We start from the raw sequence: 13875 nt of genomic DNA, 5'->3' as shown, positions 1-13875 counted from the left end.
CCCTATTCTGATAAATTTAATTAAAATATTTAGACAATAAATAAAATTTACTTTTTCTGAACATAGTATAATGGCGATCGCAATTGATTTTGGTACAAGTAATACGGTTATTGCAAAATTTGATCCAGATACTCAAACAACGGAAATAGTTAAATTAACAAATATTTCTCAAAAAACTAATCTAAATCCAGAATTAATTCCTAGTTTAATATACGTCAAAAACGCTCAAAATAATGACTTATTAATAGGGCAAACAGTCAGAGATCAAGGATTAGATATTGATAATAATCAAAGATTTTTTAATAATTTTAAAAGGGGCATAGGTTCAAATATTCAAGGGTTTTTACCAGATTTAGATAGTAAAAATATCACCTTTGAACAGGTAGGAGAATGGTTTTTATCTGGGGTATTAAAAGAATTATCAGAAAAGCCAGATTCCCTAATTATTACTGTGCCAGTGGATAGCTTTGAAAGTTATCGAAATTGGTTAACAGATGTTTGTCAAAAGTGGGAAATTGAACAGGTTAGAATTATTGACGAACCAACAGCAGCTGCCTTGGGCTATGAAACAGAGAATGATGATTTTATTTTAGTGATTGATTTTGGGGGAGGAACTATTGATTTTTCTTTAGTACAATTAGAGTTAGGAAAAAGTAAACAAGCTCAAGGATTTATTTTAAAATGGGGTGAAAAGGTATTAGGGAAAAGTTCGGCTCAAAAAAATAAGGTTGCGAAGGTAATTGCTAAGGCAGGAATGAATTTGGGGGGGGCTGATTTAGATAATTGGTTAATGGATTATTTTCACAGGGAAAAAGATATAGCAAAATCAAGTTTAATTAGTCGATTGGTAGAAAAAATTAAAATTAAATTGTCTCAAGAAGAAACCGCTGAGGAAATTTATTTTAACGATCGCACCTTAGAAACCTATGAGTTATCTTTAGATAGGAAAACCTTTGAACAAATATTAACTGAAAATCAATTTTTTACCCAATTAGATAGTCTTATCAATAATCTCCTACAACAAGCCCAACGTAATGGAGTGGTTAAAGAAAATATTGAAAAAGTCTTACTCGTGGGAGGTAGTAGCCAAATTCCCGCCCTACAAACTTGGTTACAACAATATTTTAACCCAGAAAAAATAAAGTGCGATCGTCCTTTTTCAGCTATTGCCATGGGTGCATTAAAAATCGAAGAAGGCTTACAAGTAAAAGATTTTCTCTACCATAGTTATGGTATTCGTTATTGGAATCGTCGCAAAAATCGCCATGACTGGCACACTATCATACCCAGTGGGCAACCCTACCCCATGACAAATCCCATTCCCCTTTATCTTGGAGCATCGGTGGAAAATCAACCTAATATTGAATTAATTATCGGTGAATTAGGGCAAGAAACCACTAGCACTGAAGTATATTTTGATGGCGATCGCATTGTAACAAAACAAGTAACTAACGGTAATACAACAGTGCAACCTTTGAATGATAAAGAAGGGGGAAGAAATATCGCACCTTTAAATCCTGTGGGAATGCCAGGGAGCGATCGAATTAAGGTATCATTCATCGTAGATGAACAATGCACCCTCAAAATTACTGTGGAAGATTTATTGACCAATGAAACCTTATTGGAAAACTATACCGTTGCTCAACTTAGATGAAATACTTAAATGTTTGCGACAAATAAAACCTCTAAAATGATACCCCAGCTGAATTATATTTATAGCAATTTTTTTTAGATTTCATATTAGTTCTAATTTTGACTCAACGTGTGATTGAAATGCTGAGATACCACCTCTATGGTTCCAAGCCTCCTGAAACGTAGGCAAATCCTGCAATTTCATCGCATTTCCGCCCATAAAATGAAGAACTTCTGGAAAGTCAAATATCTTATCAGCTTTATAATTTTCTGAAGGGGGTATAATATTATCAATTTTCCAGACAATTTCGACTATACGGTAAAAAATAAAATCACCAGTTAAGTCATCATACTCAGCCTGACGATTTAACACTTTTACTAAATGACTTACATAGCCGTGTTGCCGGAGTAGAATTAAATCATTTCTTTCAAGTTGATCTGCATTAAAGTAATCTTTTTTGTTAGCTGTAGCTTTCCATCCTAGTTTAAATAATTGCCCTATGTTGAAGTTCATATAAGCCCATGTACCATCGCTAGGTCTGACATTTTTTGTCCATAAAAGACGTTCTAAATTGATCATTATGTTAGGCTGAGATTTATTTATGTATTTGAAGTTTATCAATTTTGACAAGCTAATATAGCATTTTATTAATATTTATTGATATAAGCCCTAAAGGGCTTACTACAAAATTAAGGACGACTACGGCGCTTATTGTAGTTTTGAAATTGAGCATTCTTACGCATAGATTTAGTCTTACCCTCATCCAAATCCTGCAATAAATCATCCATTTCCGCCATCTCAGGCGCCATCATCTCAAGAGATATACCAGAATCCATCATCTCCTGTTTCGCCATCTGTAAACGCTCTCTTGTACCCTGTATATCTCCTCTGTCAAGGTTTCTTACCGCCTCCTCTTTTGCCCGTGAAGCCACTAACTGAGCGACTTTTGTTTTTACCTTCTCATTAAAAGGATAATCATGCAATTGGGCCGAATTAACTACAGGTAACTGTAACTTATGGTGAGATACCTTTCTTGATTGCGTTTCACTATCATCATAAGCCAGACGGAAATTTACCAAACACTCAGACTTTGCCATGGCAGGTATTTTCAACCGTAACACCATATCAAACTCATTCCCCGCAATCAAATTCGGTAACTTATAATTACCATACTCCGTCTTCTCCAAATCATTAAACACATCCACCAATTCAACCCCTGCAAAAGTTCTGACACCTAAACTCACCCTTTGCCCGATGGTTGCCATTATCCCCTGTAACTCTGCATTGAAGATAGTAGGTAATTGATCTGGGTTTTGGATATAGTAATAATTACCATCACCTGATAAAGCAATACCCTGCATCAAATCCTCATTAAAATCATCTCCAATACCCATGGTAGTGGTACTAACTCCCCTCTTACTCAAACCATGGACATCATTCCCTATTACATCAGGATTCGTTTCCCCCACATTAGCCAAACCATCGGATAAAAGAATAACTCGATTTAATGATTCAGGTTGTAGATGTTGACTAACTTGGGTTGCTCCTTCTAACCAACCGTCATATAATGCCGTCATGCCATCGGGTTGGATTCTTTTGATGCGGTTGATAATATCAGATTTATCCTTTACCTGTTGAGAAGGAATAATAACTTCCACCTCATCATCATAAATGGTAACACTGAGACGATCGCACTCTAGCAACTGTTGCACCCCATAAATAGCCGCTTGACGGGCATACTCCATCTTAGCGCCGTGCATCGACCCAGAACGATCTATTACCAACCCTAAATTAAGCATAGGACGTTTTTGATTAGTTTTAATCTCAGGCACTGTTATCCTGACAACCACATCAAGATTAGTAACCTTATCGGAAGAAATCGCATCCCTTAAACAAATAAATTGCACTAGGGGCTTAATATTGCTCATAATTACCTCTTTTTAAACCATTTACTTAAAATATTGCTCAAATGTTCCATCAATGATTCCTTTTCCTTGATACTATTGGGATAAAGAAAATCATCACGAATATGTAACTCTAAACCATCCACAACCCTTAAACGAGTCCACCTTTCCCCCTCCGACATATCCAACTCATCTTTGCCGAGGTTATCAGCAAGGGAATTATCCAATGCAGACATAGTACGCTCGTTCTGATGAGAAGGTCTAAATTGCAGAGGCGTAGAAGGTTTATTTTTCTTTAAATCCGCCAAAAAATCCAAAGCCGAATTACTCGAACCAGCATTATCAGAAACCGTGGGATGGGCAGTGGTAATATGAATTTGTACCCCCCCGACTAATAAACTTTTTAACTCCTGATTAGTTTTCGAGGTTAATAAATCGTTAATAGCTGATGTACCGATACCGTCACTCAATAAACGTTTAATTAACAGTAACTGTAATAGATGACGATAGTTATAAAAAGCATAACGACTTTGGCGGATGGGTTCATCCATTAATTTTTGACTGGTATAACTACGCACCAGACGGGTGTTAATTTCTTCTTTTACTTTGGTATTACCTTTTATCTCGGGGAAATAGTCGGGTAATAGTTGGTTGGCTACCTCCACAAATTGATCGATTAGCCATTCTTGATGGCTGTTTTCTAGGCTTTTTAAATCCATATTCTTAATATATCTATTTATTCTTAAAACGTCAATAACAATTTATACTGTAATATTGGTTTTGAGTAATCAAGCATAAACAAAATAATATCTTCCCTATTCCTTGAGGTGATTAATCTATATTTTCGGTCAATTGTTTACACGGTGGGATAACTGCGAAGATAGAATCTATTTATAACTAATGTTCCGAATTTTATATAACTGAAACCATTGAATCAAATTAATTGACTAAACTTATTATTAAAATCTAACACCTATTCATGTTTATTTTTCCGTTTGGTATGAATGGGTATAATGTATTGAAACAGACAATTGAAGTAGTGTCACATGATTTCCCTTGTGCAAATTAATCTTTCATAAAATAAAGACTATCTACTATATCAGTATCAAATATGAAAGAACAAATAACTCAAAACCATAGCTCTGCGTGGGTCATTCAAACATGGTTATCGTTTATAATTTCTGTGAGTGTAACATCTATTGGTATTTTTTATATGCCTGTGAACTCTTGGATAAAGGCGTTTATGGGTATGGGATTATTGTTTTCTATTGGCTCTACGGTAAGTTTAACTAAAACTCAAAGGGATCTCCATGAATCTACTAGGATAATATCAAAGTTAGAAGAAGCTAAGGTGGAAAGAATTTTGGCTGAGCATAATCATTCGTGAGTTAATGGAGAAATGGGGTGATAAAGGGGTAATGAAAAGTAAACAATGATCAATGATTCTTTTACCCCTTGTTTTTTATGGAGTAGATTTACGTTTTGTAACAAAGCTGAAGTTTGTTATTTTTTTAACCCCCGCACACTATTTAATATTTAAAATGGTGAAAAGATAAATTTTTATAATAAAACATGATTAAATTAGCTCAAAGAATTGCTCAGGTTAATCCTTCTATTACTTTAACTATCACCGCAGAAGCTAAGGCAATGAAGGCTCAGGGGTTGGATGTGTGTAGTTTTAGTGCGGGAGAGCCTGATTTTGATACCCCAGCGCACATTAAGGAGGCGGCAAAAAAAGCTCTGGATGATGGTAAAACGAAATATGGAGCGGCGGTTGGTGAGTTACCGTTACGAGAGGCGATCGCCCATAAACTACAAAAAGATAATAACTTAAATTATCAACCAGAAAACATCATCGTCACCAATGGGGGCAAACACTCTTTATATAACCTGATGATGGTATTAATTGAAGCAGGGGATGAGGTAATTATTCCCGCACCCTACTGGTTGAGCTATCCTGAAATGGTTACTTTGGCAGGAGGAAAATCCGTCATTGTTCCTACCACCGCCGCAAATGGCTACAAAATCACTGCAAACCAATTAAAACAAGCTATTACCCCAAAAACTAAATTATTTGTCCTCAACAGCCCTTCTAACCCCACAGGGGCAGTGTATAGCCCAGAAGAAATCAAGGCTCTAGCCCAAGTAATTATCGACCATGACATCTTGGTAGTATCCGACGAAATTTATGAAAAAATTCTTTATGATGGAGCTACCCATTTAAGCATTGGGGCGGTAAATGAAGAAATTTTTAAACGTACCATCACCAGTAACGGTTTTGCCAAAGCCTATTCCATGACGGGATGGCGTGTCGGTTATGTAGCCGCTCCCACGGAAATTATTAAAGCCATGGTAAAAGTGCAGGGCCATAGTACATCTAACGTATGTACCTTTGCTCAATATGGTGCGATCGCAGCCTTAACCTCATCCCAAGACTGTGTCAAAACCATGTTAGACGCTTTTAGCCAAAGAAGAAAAATTATCTATCAAGCCATCAACAGCATTCCCCACATCAGCGCCCCCATGCCCCAAGGCGCATTTTATCTTTTTGTCGATATAAATGCCACAGGATTAACCTCCCTTGACTTTTGCAAAAAATTACTCCAAGAAGAAAACGTCGCCACCATCCCAGGTATAGCCTTTGGTGAAGATAGATGTATTCGTTTTTCTTACGCCACCGACATGGCATCCATTAACAAAGGATTAGAAAAATTTAGCCAATTTGTCAACAAACTAATTTAGCCCGTAGGGTGGGCATTGCCCACCATTTAACTAACGTGAGTTCGGGATAACATCAGTTAATTAACAATTGACAATAATTAACAAACGATAACCTACCACCTAAAGATACTGAAAACCATTATCCCAAATAGAGGCTAACCATTACATCAAATTCGCTTGATCACTTACAAATGAGTAATATCTTAGTTCAATTTATTGAACGAATCACCGTTAGCCGTGCAATGAATTACACGGTGGGGTCACGAATATACAATCTATTTATAACTGATTATCCGAACTTGCTATGACACCTGATACCTAACACCTTGACAAGACTATAAAATTTATCCCAAACAGAGGTTAACCATTATTTCTTCGCCTTAGGATCGAAAATTTCCAATTCAGATAACCTAAAAGTAATTAACTTATCCCAATTGCCCCCCTCAAATAAAACCGCAGCCTTACCATCAGAAACCCTCTGTACCAAACCTTGAAAATCATGGTAAATATCATCAGGGTTATTCACCTTAACCACAGAACCAGGTAAAATAATCATAACTATAAATCCTCAATAAACAACAAAAAAGGTAACAGAAGTTATCAAACCACTGTCACCCATAACCTAACACCAAAACCTAGTACCTAATAAACTTCAACGTGCCAACGATGTTCTTTTTTCATCTGTTTGCGCATCTCATCCCAATTCATTCCCCTTTTCTCCGCCTCAGCGGTAAAGGTTTCAGAAATAGGAGGTTCCATACCTTTCAAACCACACATATAAACATGGGTATTAGGTTTCTGAATTAGTTCAAATAACTCGTCAGCATATTCGCTTACACGGCTTTGAACATACATTTTTCCACCATCATCGGTTTTTTGTTCCCGACTGATAGCATAAGTTAAACGGAAGTTATCAGAATATTCCTCAGCCATTTTCTCCAATTCTTCTTTATAAAGAATATTTTGAGTGTAAGGAATACCAAAAACTAACCATGCTAAACCTTTAAACTGATAATCAGGATTTAACTCTCTTTCCTTGAACATACGCCATAAAAAGGCACGGAAAGGAGCGATACCAGTACCAGTGGCTAACATAACGATGGTTGCATCTTCATCATCAGGTAAAAGCATTTCTTTACCTACAGGGCCAGTAATAGCTACGTCAGCCCCTTCTTCTAGGTTACAAAGATAGGTAGAACATACACCTTGTACGGTTTCTCCTTCTTCGTTTTGATACTCTAGTTGACGCACACACAAAGAAACTGTCTTATCGTCTAGGTTGTCACCGTGACGGGTAGAAGCGATGGAGTAAAGGCGTAACTTATGGGGTTTACCTTTTTCGTCTTCCCCGGGGGGAATGATACCAATACTTTGACCTTCTAAATAATGTAAATCACCATCAGAAAGATCAAAAGTTAAATGGCGTACAGTACCACTACCGCCTTCGGCTACGAGTTCGTAATTTTCAATACATTTGCCCATAAAAGGATTTTTAGGGCGGTATATATTAACAGGTACTTTTACCTCTTTTTTTTCTTTTTTTTCTTGAGCTTGAGTCATGGGTTTATTGTTCGTAGTTTTTTCAGAACTTGAACTTAGACTTTGAGCTTGAACAGGGGTATTAATACCGATGGGGGTAATGTTAACAATTTTCCCTCCAAGGCGATTAATCCGAGTCATCTCCTGATTCATCCGAGAATAGGGAACAGTGATAAAACTTGTTCCACTCTGACGAATAGGATAGTCTAAATTATTACTTCCTTGTTGAGAAATTCCAACAACCTCAAAGAGGAAACGACGTTCTTCTATTACAGAATTATTGGAAAAGGTTTTTACTGTATTAAATTTTTTCATTGATTGTGATTGCTAAACTCCTTACGCTGATTTTGCTCCTTAATTATTTATCAGTTTCTTGGTCTGCTGCTGCCTCTTGAGGTTCGGCATTTCCCGCTACGGGAGCAACTACACCGATAGGGGAGATGTTAACGATCTTACCGCCTAAACGGTTAATGCGGTTCATTTCCTGATTCATACGAGAATAAGGAACGGCTAAAAATGAATTTCCACTCTTACGAATGGCGTATTCTAAGTTGTTATCTCCCTGTTGGGAAATTCCAGAAACTTCAAATAAAAAACGACGCTCTTCAACGGCGGGATTTTTAGCAAAAGTTTTTACAACCTTGGTATTTCTCATATCTTTAATATACTCCTGATGTTATTAAAGTAATCTAAAGTTTGTCTTAAATCGCTTACTATGTCAAGTTTTCACTACATTGGGGGTAGTTTTTTCTTGATATTTTTAGGCTTAGTTTTAAATCTTACCAAAATTTGTCCTGCTTAGATGTTGAGAGTTATTGAGGTTTCATGGTTTACGAGGGGATGATAATTTTCATTGATAACCATGGGTTGTTATAATAATGTCTAAAAATTTTGACACACCTACCCTATAATTTACTATGAACATATCTGGCTGTTTTCAATTTCTTTTGGGTTTTATCATCGGCATAGTTTTGTTTGGTGGAGGAATAGCTGGAGGTGCTTATTACTTTTTAACGAGGGTTTCTGGTGATCCTAATGATCCTATGGAGTTATACGAAAATCAACAGCCTTCTGAGGAAGAGCCAACGATGACGGAAAATCCTTCTACTGAACCTGAGCCTGAACCCGAACCTGAGCCTGAACCCGAACCTGAACCTGAGGAGGAGTTACCTGAAGGCGCTTATCGCGCTACGGTTACTTGGAATACGGGGCTTATTTTAAGGGCTGAACCTACGGAAAATTCTGAACGGGTTGGGGGGGTTGCTTATAATCAGGAGTTAATTATTTTGGGGAGGAGTGATGATAATGATTGGGATAGGGTAAGGGTTGAGACTACTGGGCAGGAGGCGTGGGTTAAGGCTGGTAATGTTAATCGTATTGATTGATAATGTGATGATTTATAGATAATTGTTATGGTTAAGGGATGCTTAAGGCTAATATGGGATAAAGATAGCTCGTTGTTCATCCATGGTTTTATCTACAAGTAATAAGTCAAATTTCCAAAAGTTGATTAATCAAAGCCAGGTTAATGTTTTTCATTTATCTAATGGGTTGAGTGTTATTCATCAGGATATGCCCCATAGTTCGGTGGTGGTGGCGGATGTTTGGGTTGATGCGGGGGTGAGGAGAGAGCCTGTTGGTTGGTCTGGGATAGCACATTTTTTGGAACATATGATTTTTAAGGGTTCTTTGAATGTGTTACCAGGGGAGTTTGATTTTGTGGTGGAGAACAATGGGGGATTTGCCAATGCGGCTACGAGTTATGATTATGCTCATTTCTTTTTGGTGACGGCGAGTCAGTATATGTCGGCGACTTTGCCTTATTTGGGTGATATTTTGTTACAGGCTCAGATTCCTGATGAGGAGTTTTATTTGGAAAGGGATGTGGTTTTGGAGGAGTTGAGGGGGAGTAATGATGATTATGATTGGTTGGCTTTTCAATGTCTTTCTAATTTGATTTATCCTTGTCATCCTTATGGTCGTTCGGTGTTGGGGGAGGAGGGTTTATTGTTGGAAAATACTCCTAATCAGATGCGTTGTTTTCATAAAACCCATTATCAGCCTGAGCGGATGTCGGTGGTGTTGGTGGGGGATATTCGGGAACAAGATGCGATCGCCCTTATCGAGGATTCTTTTGGTAATTTTGGGGTGCGCTCGGAGTGTCCCCCTGTGGGGTTTGATAGTGAACCGCCCATGGTGGATATTCGCCGTCAACAGTTATGTTTTCCCCGTCTTGAGCAGTCTCGCTTAATTATGGGCTGGAGTGGTCCTGGTATTGATAATCTTGAAGGGGCGATCGCCCTTGACTTGATTTCGATGATTTTGGCTGGGGGAAGAACTTCCCGTTTAGTGCGACAATTGAGGGAAGAAAAACAATTAGTATTAGATATTAGCTGTGATTTTTCCCTACAAAAAGACTCTAGTTTATTTACTATTTCTGCTTATTTATCTCCTCAAAATATAAATAAAATAGAAGAATTTATTCGTCAAGAAATTTATAATCTACAAACAAAATCTATTGATGAAAAAGAACTAGAAAACTTCAAAAAATCTTTAATTCATGACTATATATTTTCCACCGAAACCCCTGAACAATTAGCAGGTATATATGGCTATTATCACGTTTTAAAAGATGCTAAATTAGCTCTCCAATATCCTCAAATATTAATGAATTTATCCGCGGAACAAATAAAATGTTACGTCTCCCAATACCTTTGTCCCCAATATTATGCCGTGTGTGAGGTACATGGTAGTTAATAACGGGCAATGGGGATAATATTTGAAATACTAAGTTGTTTGAATAATTCAAATACATTTCATCCCCTAATTAAGCACTGCCAAAAATTTTATAACCCCTAATGCTGATCATTACATCACTTTCTCTCCCCGAATAGATTTATCTAACAATTCCATGGGATGAAAAACAGAAATATTATGCCCTTGTTTTGCTAAATGTTTAGTAATTTGTAACGCACAACCGGGGTTAGGAGAGGCGATCGCCCTTGCCCCCGTATTGAGTAAATTACGCACTTTTTGTTCGCCTAATTCGTCAGCAACTTCAGGTTGTAACATATTATAAACTCCCGCACTACCACAACATAAGGCAGCGTCGAGGGGTTCTTTTAATTCAATATTGGGAATCATGTTAAGTAATTTACGGGGCTGTAAACTGATTTTTTGACCATGGAGCAGGTGACAGGCATCCTGATATACAAGGGTAAATTTATCCTCCGTAATAGCACTCAGAGGGGCTGTGAAATCAATTTCTGCAAGGAACTCTTGCACATCACGAACCTTACTGACAAACTTTTGGGCTTTAGGTAAATATTCAGGATCATCGGCTAAAATGTGGGCATATTCCTTGAGGGTGTGTCCACAACCTGCAGCGTTGATGATAATGTAATCCACATCGGTATCGGCAAAACTATCAATCATCTGACGGGCTAAGGCTTGGGCTTGATTTTCTTGGCCCTGGTGCGCTGGGAGCGCAGAGCAACAACCCTGGGAAGGGGGTATCACAACTTCACAGCCATTGGCGGTTAACACCCTGACGGTGGCTTCATTGACGGAATCAAAAAAGAGTCTTTGCACACAGCCTAAAATAACTCCTACTCGATATTTTTTATCTGTTTGACTGGGGATAGTATAAGGATATTTTTTGTTAATGGTTTTAAGGCTAATTTTTGGCAAAATAGATTCCATCGCCTCCATGCGGGGAAAGGGTTTGAGGAGTTTAATTTTTCTCACGAGGGTTTGTAATCCTGATACTTGGTAAAGCCACAACAGAGGTAGGAAAAAGCCTAGTCTTTTGGGATAGGGGAAAAGATTAAAAATGATGAAACGCAGAAATTTTTCCCATGGGTTACGGGGTTGATTTCTTTCCACTTGGGGGCGAGTTTTGGCAATAAGTTGGTCGTATTGTACCCCTGATGGACAGGTACTTACACAGGCAAGGCAACCTAAGCAACTGTCGAAGTGTTGGGCGGTAGCTTGATTTAAACTAGCCTCTCCTTTATTGATGGCATCCATGAGGTAGATTCTTCCCCTCGGGGAGTCCATTTCTTTACCGATGATGCGATAACTAGGGCAGGTGGAAAGACAGAAGCCACAATGGACGCATTGATCGATTAATTCTTGGGAGGGGGGGTTTTTGTAGTCAAATCCTTTCAAGTTTTTGTCGTTGGTGACGGGAATTTGTGAGGGGTTGCTTACATTCATGGATGATTTTTTCACAGTGGTTGACTGGGAATATGTTTTAATTAATTATATCGAGTCATGTTTGTATTTTTTTAGGGTGTATTATGTTTTTGCAAGAGTTATTTTTTGTTTGTGAGGAAGCCTCTAAGCAACCTGTGGCTTTTGTGGGGGGTTTTGTGGCTGGAGTTTTACGGTTAGATATTCATGATGAGCCTTTATCTTCTTGGTTAAAGCAGGGAATAGGCAATGGGCAATAGGCAATGGTTTTTTATCTTCCTATTTTGAATTACCCCTGCCCCTAATAAAGAGGGGACTAGGATTTTTAATTATCAATTATCCATTTTCAATTATCAATTATCAATTAAAAAACGATGGCAGAGGCAAGTAATAATATTCGCATTGAAAAAGACAGTATGGGTGAAGTACAGGTGAAGGGCGATCGCCTCTGGGGCGCTCAAACCCAACGCTCGTTACACCATTTTTCTATCGGGGAGGATATGATGCCCATGGAAGTAATTCGGGCTTTTGCCATCCTCAAAAAAGCCTCTGCTTTGGCTAACTGTGATTTGGGTTGTTTGGACAAAAAAAAGGCGGATTTAATCTCCCTTGCCTGTGAGGAAATTTTGGCAAGGAAATGGGATGATCATTTTCCTTTGTATGTATGGATGACGGGCAGTGGCACTCAATCGAATATGAATGTCAATGAAGTTATCGCTAACCGTGCTATTCAGATGGTAGGCGGTGAATTGGGTTCAAAAAATCCTATCCATCCCAATGATGATGTCAATATGTCTCAATCTTCCAATGATACCTTTCCCACTGCTATGCACATCGCCAGTGCGATCGCCCTTAATAGCCGTTTAATCCCCAAAGTAACCAAACTAAGGGATGCCCTACACCAAAAAGCCCAAGCATGGCAAGATATTATCAAAATCGGTAGAACCCACCTCCAAGATGCCGTACCCCTAAGCCTAGGACAAGAATTTTCAGGATATGTAGGAATGCTTGATGATAACCTACAACGCCTTAACAACATCCTACCCGAAATCTATCAAATAGCCCTCGGAGGCACCGCCCTAGGCACAGGAATCAACGCCCCCAAAGGCTTCGCTGAAAAATCCGCCCACCATATCGCCCAACAAACAGGATTACCCTTCATCACCGCCCCCAACAAATTTACCGTGATGGGTTCTCACGATGCCATGGTAATGTTAAGTAGTATCCTCAAAACCCTTGCTTGTTCCCTCTACAAAATAGCCAACGATATACGGCTTCTTGCTTGTGGGCCAAGAGCAGGGTTAAACGAGTTAGAATTACCCGCCAACGAACCAGGTTCATCTATTATGCCAGGTAAGGTAAACCCCACCCAATGCGAGGCTTTGGCGATGGTGGCAGTGCAAGTGATGGGTTATGATACCGCCGTGAGTTTTGCGGGGGCTAGTGGTTATCTCGATATGAATGTATATAAACCGATGATGATTTATAACATCATTCAATCCATCAAAATTTTATCTGACAGCTGTAACAACTTTACCGATTTTACCATTAAGGATATGCAACCCAATCGAGAAAGGATCAATGAATTAGTTAATCAATCTTTGATGTTAGTAACTTCCCTTAGCCCTGTAATCGGTTACGACAAAGCCTCAGAAATTGCTCACCTTGCCCACCATGATAATTTAACCCTCAAGGAAGCTACTTTAAAACTAGGTTACTTGAGTGCGCAGGAATTTGATAAGTGCGTTGATTTAACCAAAATGGCCTATCCTCATCAGTAATATCAAGTCTCCTTGATCACTTACAAATTAGCAATATCAATATCTGAGTTTAACTTATTGAACGAACTACCGTTAGCCGTGTAATTAATTACACGGTGGGGCA

At 38.4% G+C, this 13875-nt stretch carries 14 protein-coding genes; 7 read left to right on the top strand and 7 right to left on the bottom strand.

Features of this window, described 5'->3' with window-relative positions; genetic code table 11:
- Nucleotides 1–70: 70 nt before the first annotated feature.
- A complete protein-coding gene (locus IQ215_RS06760) occupies nt 71–1654 on the top strand; it encodes an Hsp70 family protein (RefSeq protein ID WP_193800552.1) in 1584 nt (527 codons plus the stop codon).
- A gap of 81 nt (nt 1655–1735) precedes the next feature.
- On the opposite strand, the gene IQ215_RS06755 is transcribed toward IQ215_RS06760, so the two are convergent.
- From IQ215_RS06755 to IQ215_RS06745, 3 genes are all read right to left on the bottom strand, one after another.
- The gene (locus tag IQ215_RS06755) at nt 1736–2212 is read right to left on the bottom strand and encodes a hypothetical protein (protein WP_206688532.1); all 477 of its coding nucleotides are present in this window, start codon (nt 2210–2212) and stop codon (nt 1736–1738) included.
- Between the two features lie 110 nt (nt 2213–2322).
- On the bottom strand, nt 2323–3561 hold the full coding sequence (locus IQ215_RS06750) for a vWA domain-containing protein (RefSeq protein ID WP_193800551.1): 1239 nt from the start codon (nt 3559–3561) through the stop codon (nt 2323–2325).
- A 2-nt stretch (nt 3562–3563) separates the two neighbouring features.
- Complete coding sequence (locus IQ215_RS06745; protein WP_193800550.1) at nt 3564–4256, bottom strand: MerR family transcriptional regulator; 693 nt, start codon at nt 4254–4256, stop codon at nt 3564–3566.
- 392 nt (nt 4257–4648) lie between these two features.
- On the opposite strand from IQ215_RS06745, the gene IQ215_RS06740 reads away from it, so the two are divergent.
- Nucleotides 4649–4924, top strand: coding sequence for a YiaA/YiaB family inner membrane protein (locus IQ215_RS06740; protein WP_193800549.1), 276 nt, complete (start codon nt 4649–4651; stop codon nt 4922–4924).
- A 185-nt stretch (nt 4925–5109) separates the two neighbouring features.
- Nucleotides 5110–6279, top strand: coding sequence for a pyridoxal phosphate-dependent aminotransferase (locus IQ215_RS06735; RefSeq protein ID WP_206688531.1), 1170 nt, complete (start codon nt 5110–5112; stop codon nt 6277–6279).
- Nucleotides 6280–6625: 346 nt separating this feature from the next.
- Here the strand turns inward: IQ215_RS06735 and IQ215_RS06730 are convergent, their stop codons facing one another.
- The 3 genes from IQ215_RS06730 to IQ215_RS06720 form a co-directional block, all read right to left on the bottom strand.
- Nucleotides 6626–6814 (bottom strand): NAD(P)H dehydrogenase subunit NdhS, encoded by a 189-nt coding sequence (locus tag IQ215_RS06730; protein ID WP_193800548.1) that lies wholly within the window; start codon nt 6812–6814, stop codon nt 6626–6628.
- An 86-nt stretch (nt 6815–6900) separates the two neighbouring features.
- Complete coding sequence (gene petH / locus IQ215_RS06725; protein ID WP_193800547.1) at nt 6901–8112, bottom strand: ferredoxin--NADP reductase; 1212 nt, start codon at nt 8110–8112, stop codon at nt 6901–6903.
- Between the two features lie 43 nt (nt 8113–8155).
- Entirely contained in the window at nt 8156–8452 is a 297-nt protein-coding gene (locus IQ215_RS06720) for a phycobilisome linker polypeptide (protein ID WP_193800546.1), read from the bottom strand.
- 262 nt (nt 8453–8714) lie between these two features.
- Here IQ215_RS06720 and IQ215_RS06715 point away from each other — a divergent pair, with 262 nt between their 5' ends.
- Together IQ215_RS06715 and IQ215_RS06710 are read left to right on the top strand one after the other, a co-directional pair.
- Nucleotides 8715–9182 carry an SH3 domain-containing protein gene (locus IQ215_RS06715; protein ID WP_193800545.1) on the top strand — a complete coding sequence of 156 codons (468 nt, stop codon included), beginning with the start codon at nt 8715–8717 and terminating at the stop codon, nt 9180–9182.
- Nucleotides 9183–9264: 82 nt separating this feature from the next.
- The gene (locus IQ215_RS06710; protein WP_193800544.1) at nt 9265–10554 is read left to right on the top strand and encodes a M16 family metallopeptidase; all 1290 of its coding nucleotides are present in this window, start codon (nt 9265–9267) and stop codon (nt 10552–10554) included.
- 111 nt (nt 10555–10665) lie between these two features.
- Here the strand turns inward: IQ215_RS06710 and IQ215_RS06705 are convergent, their stop codons facing one another.
- On the bottom strand, nt 10666–12015 hold the full coding sequence (locus IQ215_RS06705) for a (Fe-S)-binding protein (protein WP_193800543.1): 1350 nt from the start codon (nt 12013–12015) through the stop codon (nt 10666–10668).
- An 83-nt stretch (nt 12016–12098) separates the two neighbouring features.
- Between IQ215_RS06705 and IQ215_RS06700 the strand changes: the two genes are divergently transcribed.
- Together IQ215_RS06700 and fumC are read left to right on the top strand one after the other, a co-directional pair.
- Nucleotides 12099–12251 (top strand): hypothetical protein, encoded by a 153-nt coding sequence (locus IQ215_RS06700; RefSeq protein WP_193800542.1) that lies wholly within the window; start codon nt 12099–12101, stop codon nt 12249–12251.
- 114 nt (nt 12252–12365) lie between these two features.
- Entirely contained in the window at nt 12366–13772 is a 1407-nt protein-coding gene (fumC, locus tag IQ215_RS06695) for a class II fumarate hydratase (protein WP_193800541.1), read from the top strand.
- The last annotated feature ends 103 nt before the right edge of the window (nt 13773–13875 follow it).

It is taken from the genome of Cyanobacterium stanieri LEGE 03274, from assembly GCF_015207825.1.
Lineage (GTDB): Bacteria > Cyanobacteriota > Cyanobacteriia > Cyanobacteriales > Cyanobacteriaceae > Cyanobacterium > Cyanobacterium stanieri_B.
This window is presented reverse-complemented; position numbering and strand designations above follow the sequence as displayed.

What these genes read in the sequence shown, in the direction of transcription:
- IQ215_RS06700 (WP_193800542.1), top strand. Translation starts at nt 12,099, where the DNA reads ATGTTTTTGCAAGAGTTATTTTTTGTTTGTGAGGAAGCCTCTAAGCAA.
- IQ215_RS06760 (WP_193800552.1), top strand. Translation starts at nt 71, where the DNA reads ATGGCGATCGCAATTGATTTTGGTACAAGTAATACGGTTATTGCAAAA.
- IQ215_RS06705 (WP_193800543.1), bottom strand. Translation starts at nt 12,015, where the DNA reads ATGAATGTAAGCAACCCCTCACAAATTCCCGTCACCAACGACAAAAAC.
- IQ215_RS06755 (WP_206688532.1), bottom strand. Translation starts at nt 2,212, where the DNA reads ATGATCAATTTAGAACGTCTTTTATGGACAAAAAATGTCAGACCTAGC.
- IQ215_RS06730 (WP_193800548.1), bottom strand. Translation starts at nt 6,814, where the DNA reads ATGATTATTTTACCTGGTTCTGTGGTTAAGGTGAATAACCCTGATGAT.
- IQ215_RS06740 (WP_193800549.1), top strand. Translation starts at nt 4,649, where the DNA reads ATGAAAGAACAAATAACTCAAAACCATAGCTCTGCGTGGGTCATTCAA.
- IQ215_RS06735 (WP_206688531.1), top strand. Translation starts at nt 5,110, where the DNA reads ATGATTAAATTAGCTCAAAGAATTGCTCAGGTTAATCCTTCTATTACT.
- IQ215_RS06715 (WP_193800545.1), top strand. Translation starts at nt 8,715, where the DNA reads ATGAACATATCTGGCTGTTTTCAATTTCTTTTGGGTTTTATCATCGGC.
- IQ215_RS06745 (WP_193800550.1), bottom strand. Translation starts at nt 4,256, where the DNA reads ATGGATTTAAAAAGCCTAGAAAACAGCCATCAAGAATGGCTAATCGAT.
- IQ215_RS06710 (WP_193800544.1), top strand. Translation starts at nt 9,265, where the DNA reads ATGGTTTTATCTACAAGTAATAAGTCAAATTTCCAAAAGTTGATTAAT.
- IQ215_RS06720 (WP_193800546.1), bottom strand. Translation starts at nt 8,452, where the DNA reads ATGAGAAATACCAAGGTTGTAAAAACTTTTGCTAAAAATCCCGCCGTT.
- petH (WP_193800547.1), bottom strand. Translation starts at nt 8,112, where the DNA reads ATGAAAAAATTTAATACAGTAAAAACCTTTTCCAATAATTCTGTAATA.
- IQ215_RS06750 (WP_193800551.1), bottom strand. Translation starts at nt 3,561, where the DNA reads ATGAGCAATATTAAGCCCCTAGTGCAATTTATTTGTTTAAGGGATGCG.
- fumC (WP_193800541.1), top strand. Translation starts at nt 12,366, where the DNA reads ATGGCAGAGGCAAGTAATAATATTCGCATTGAAAAAGACAGTATGGGT.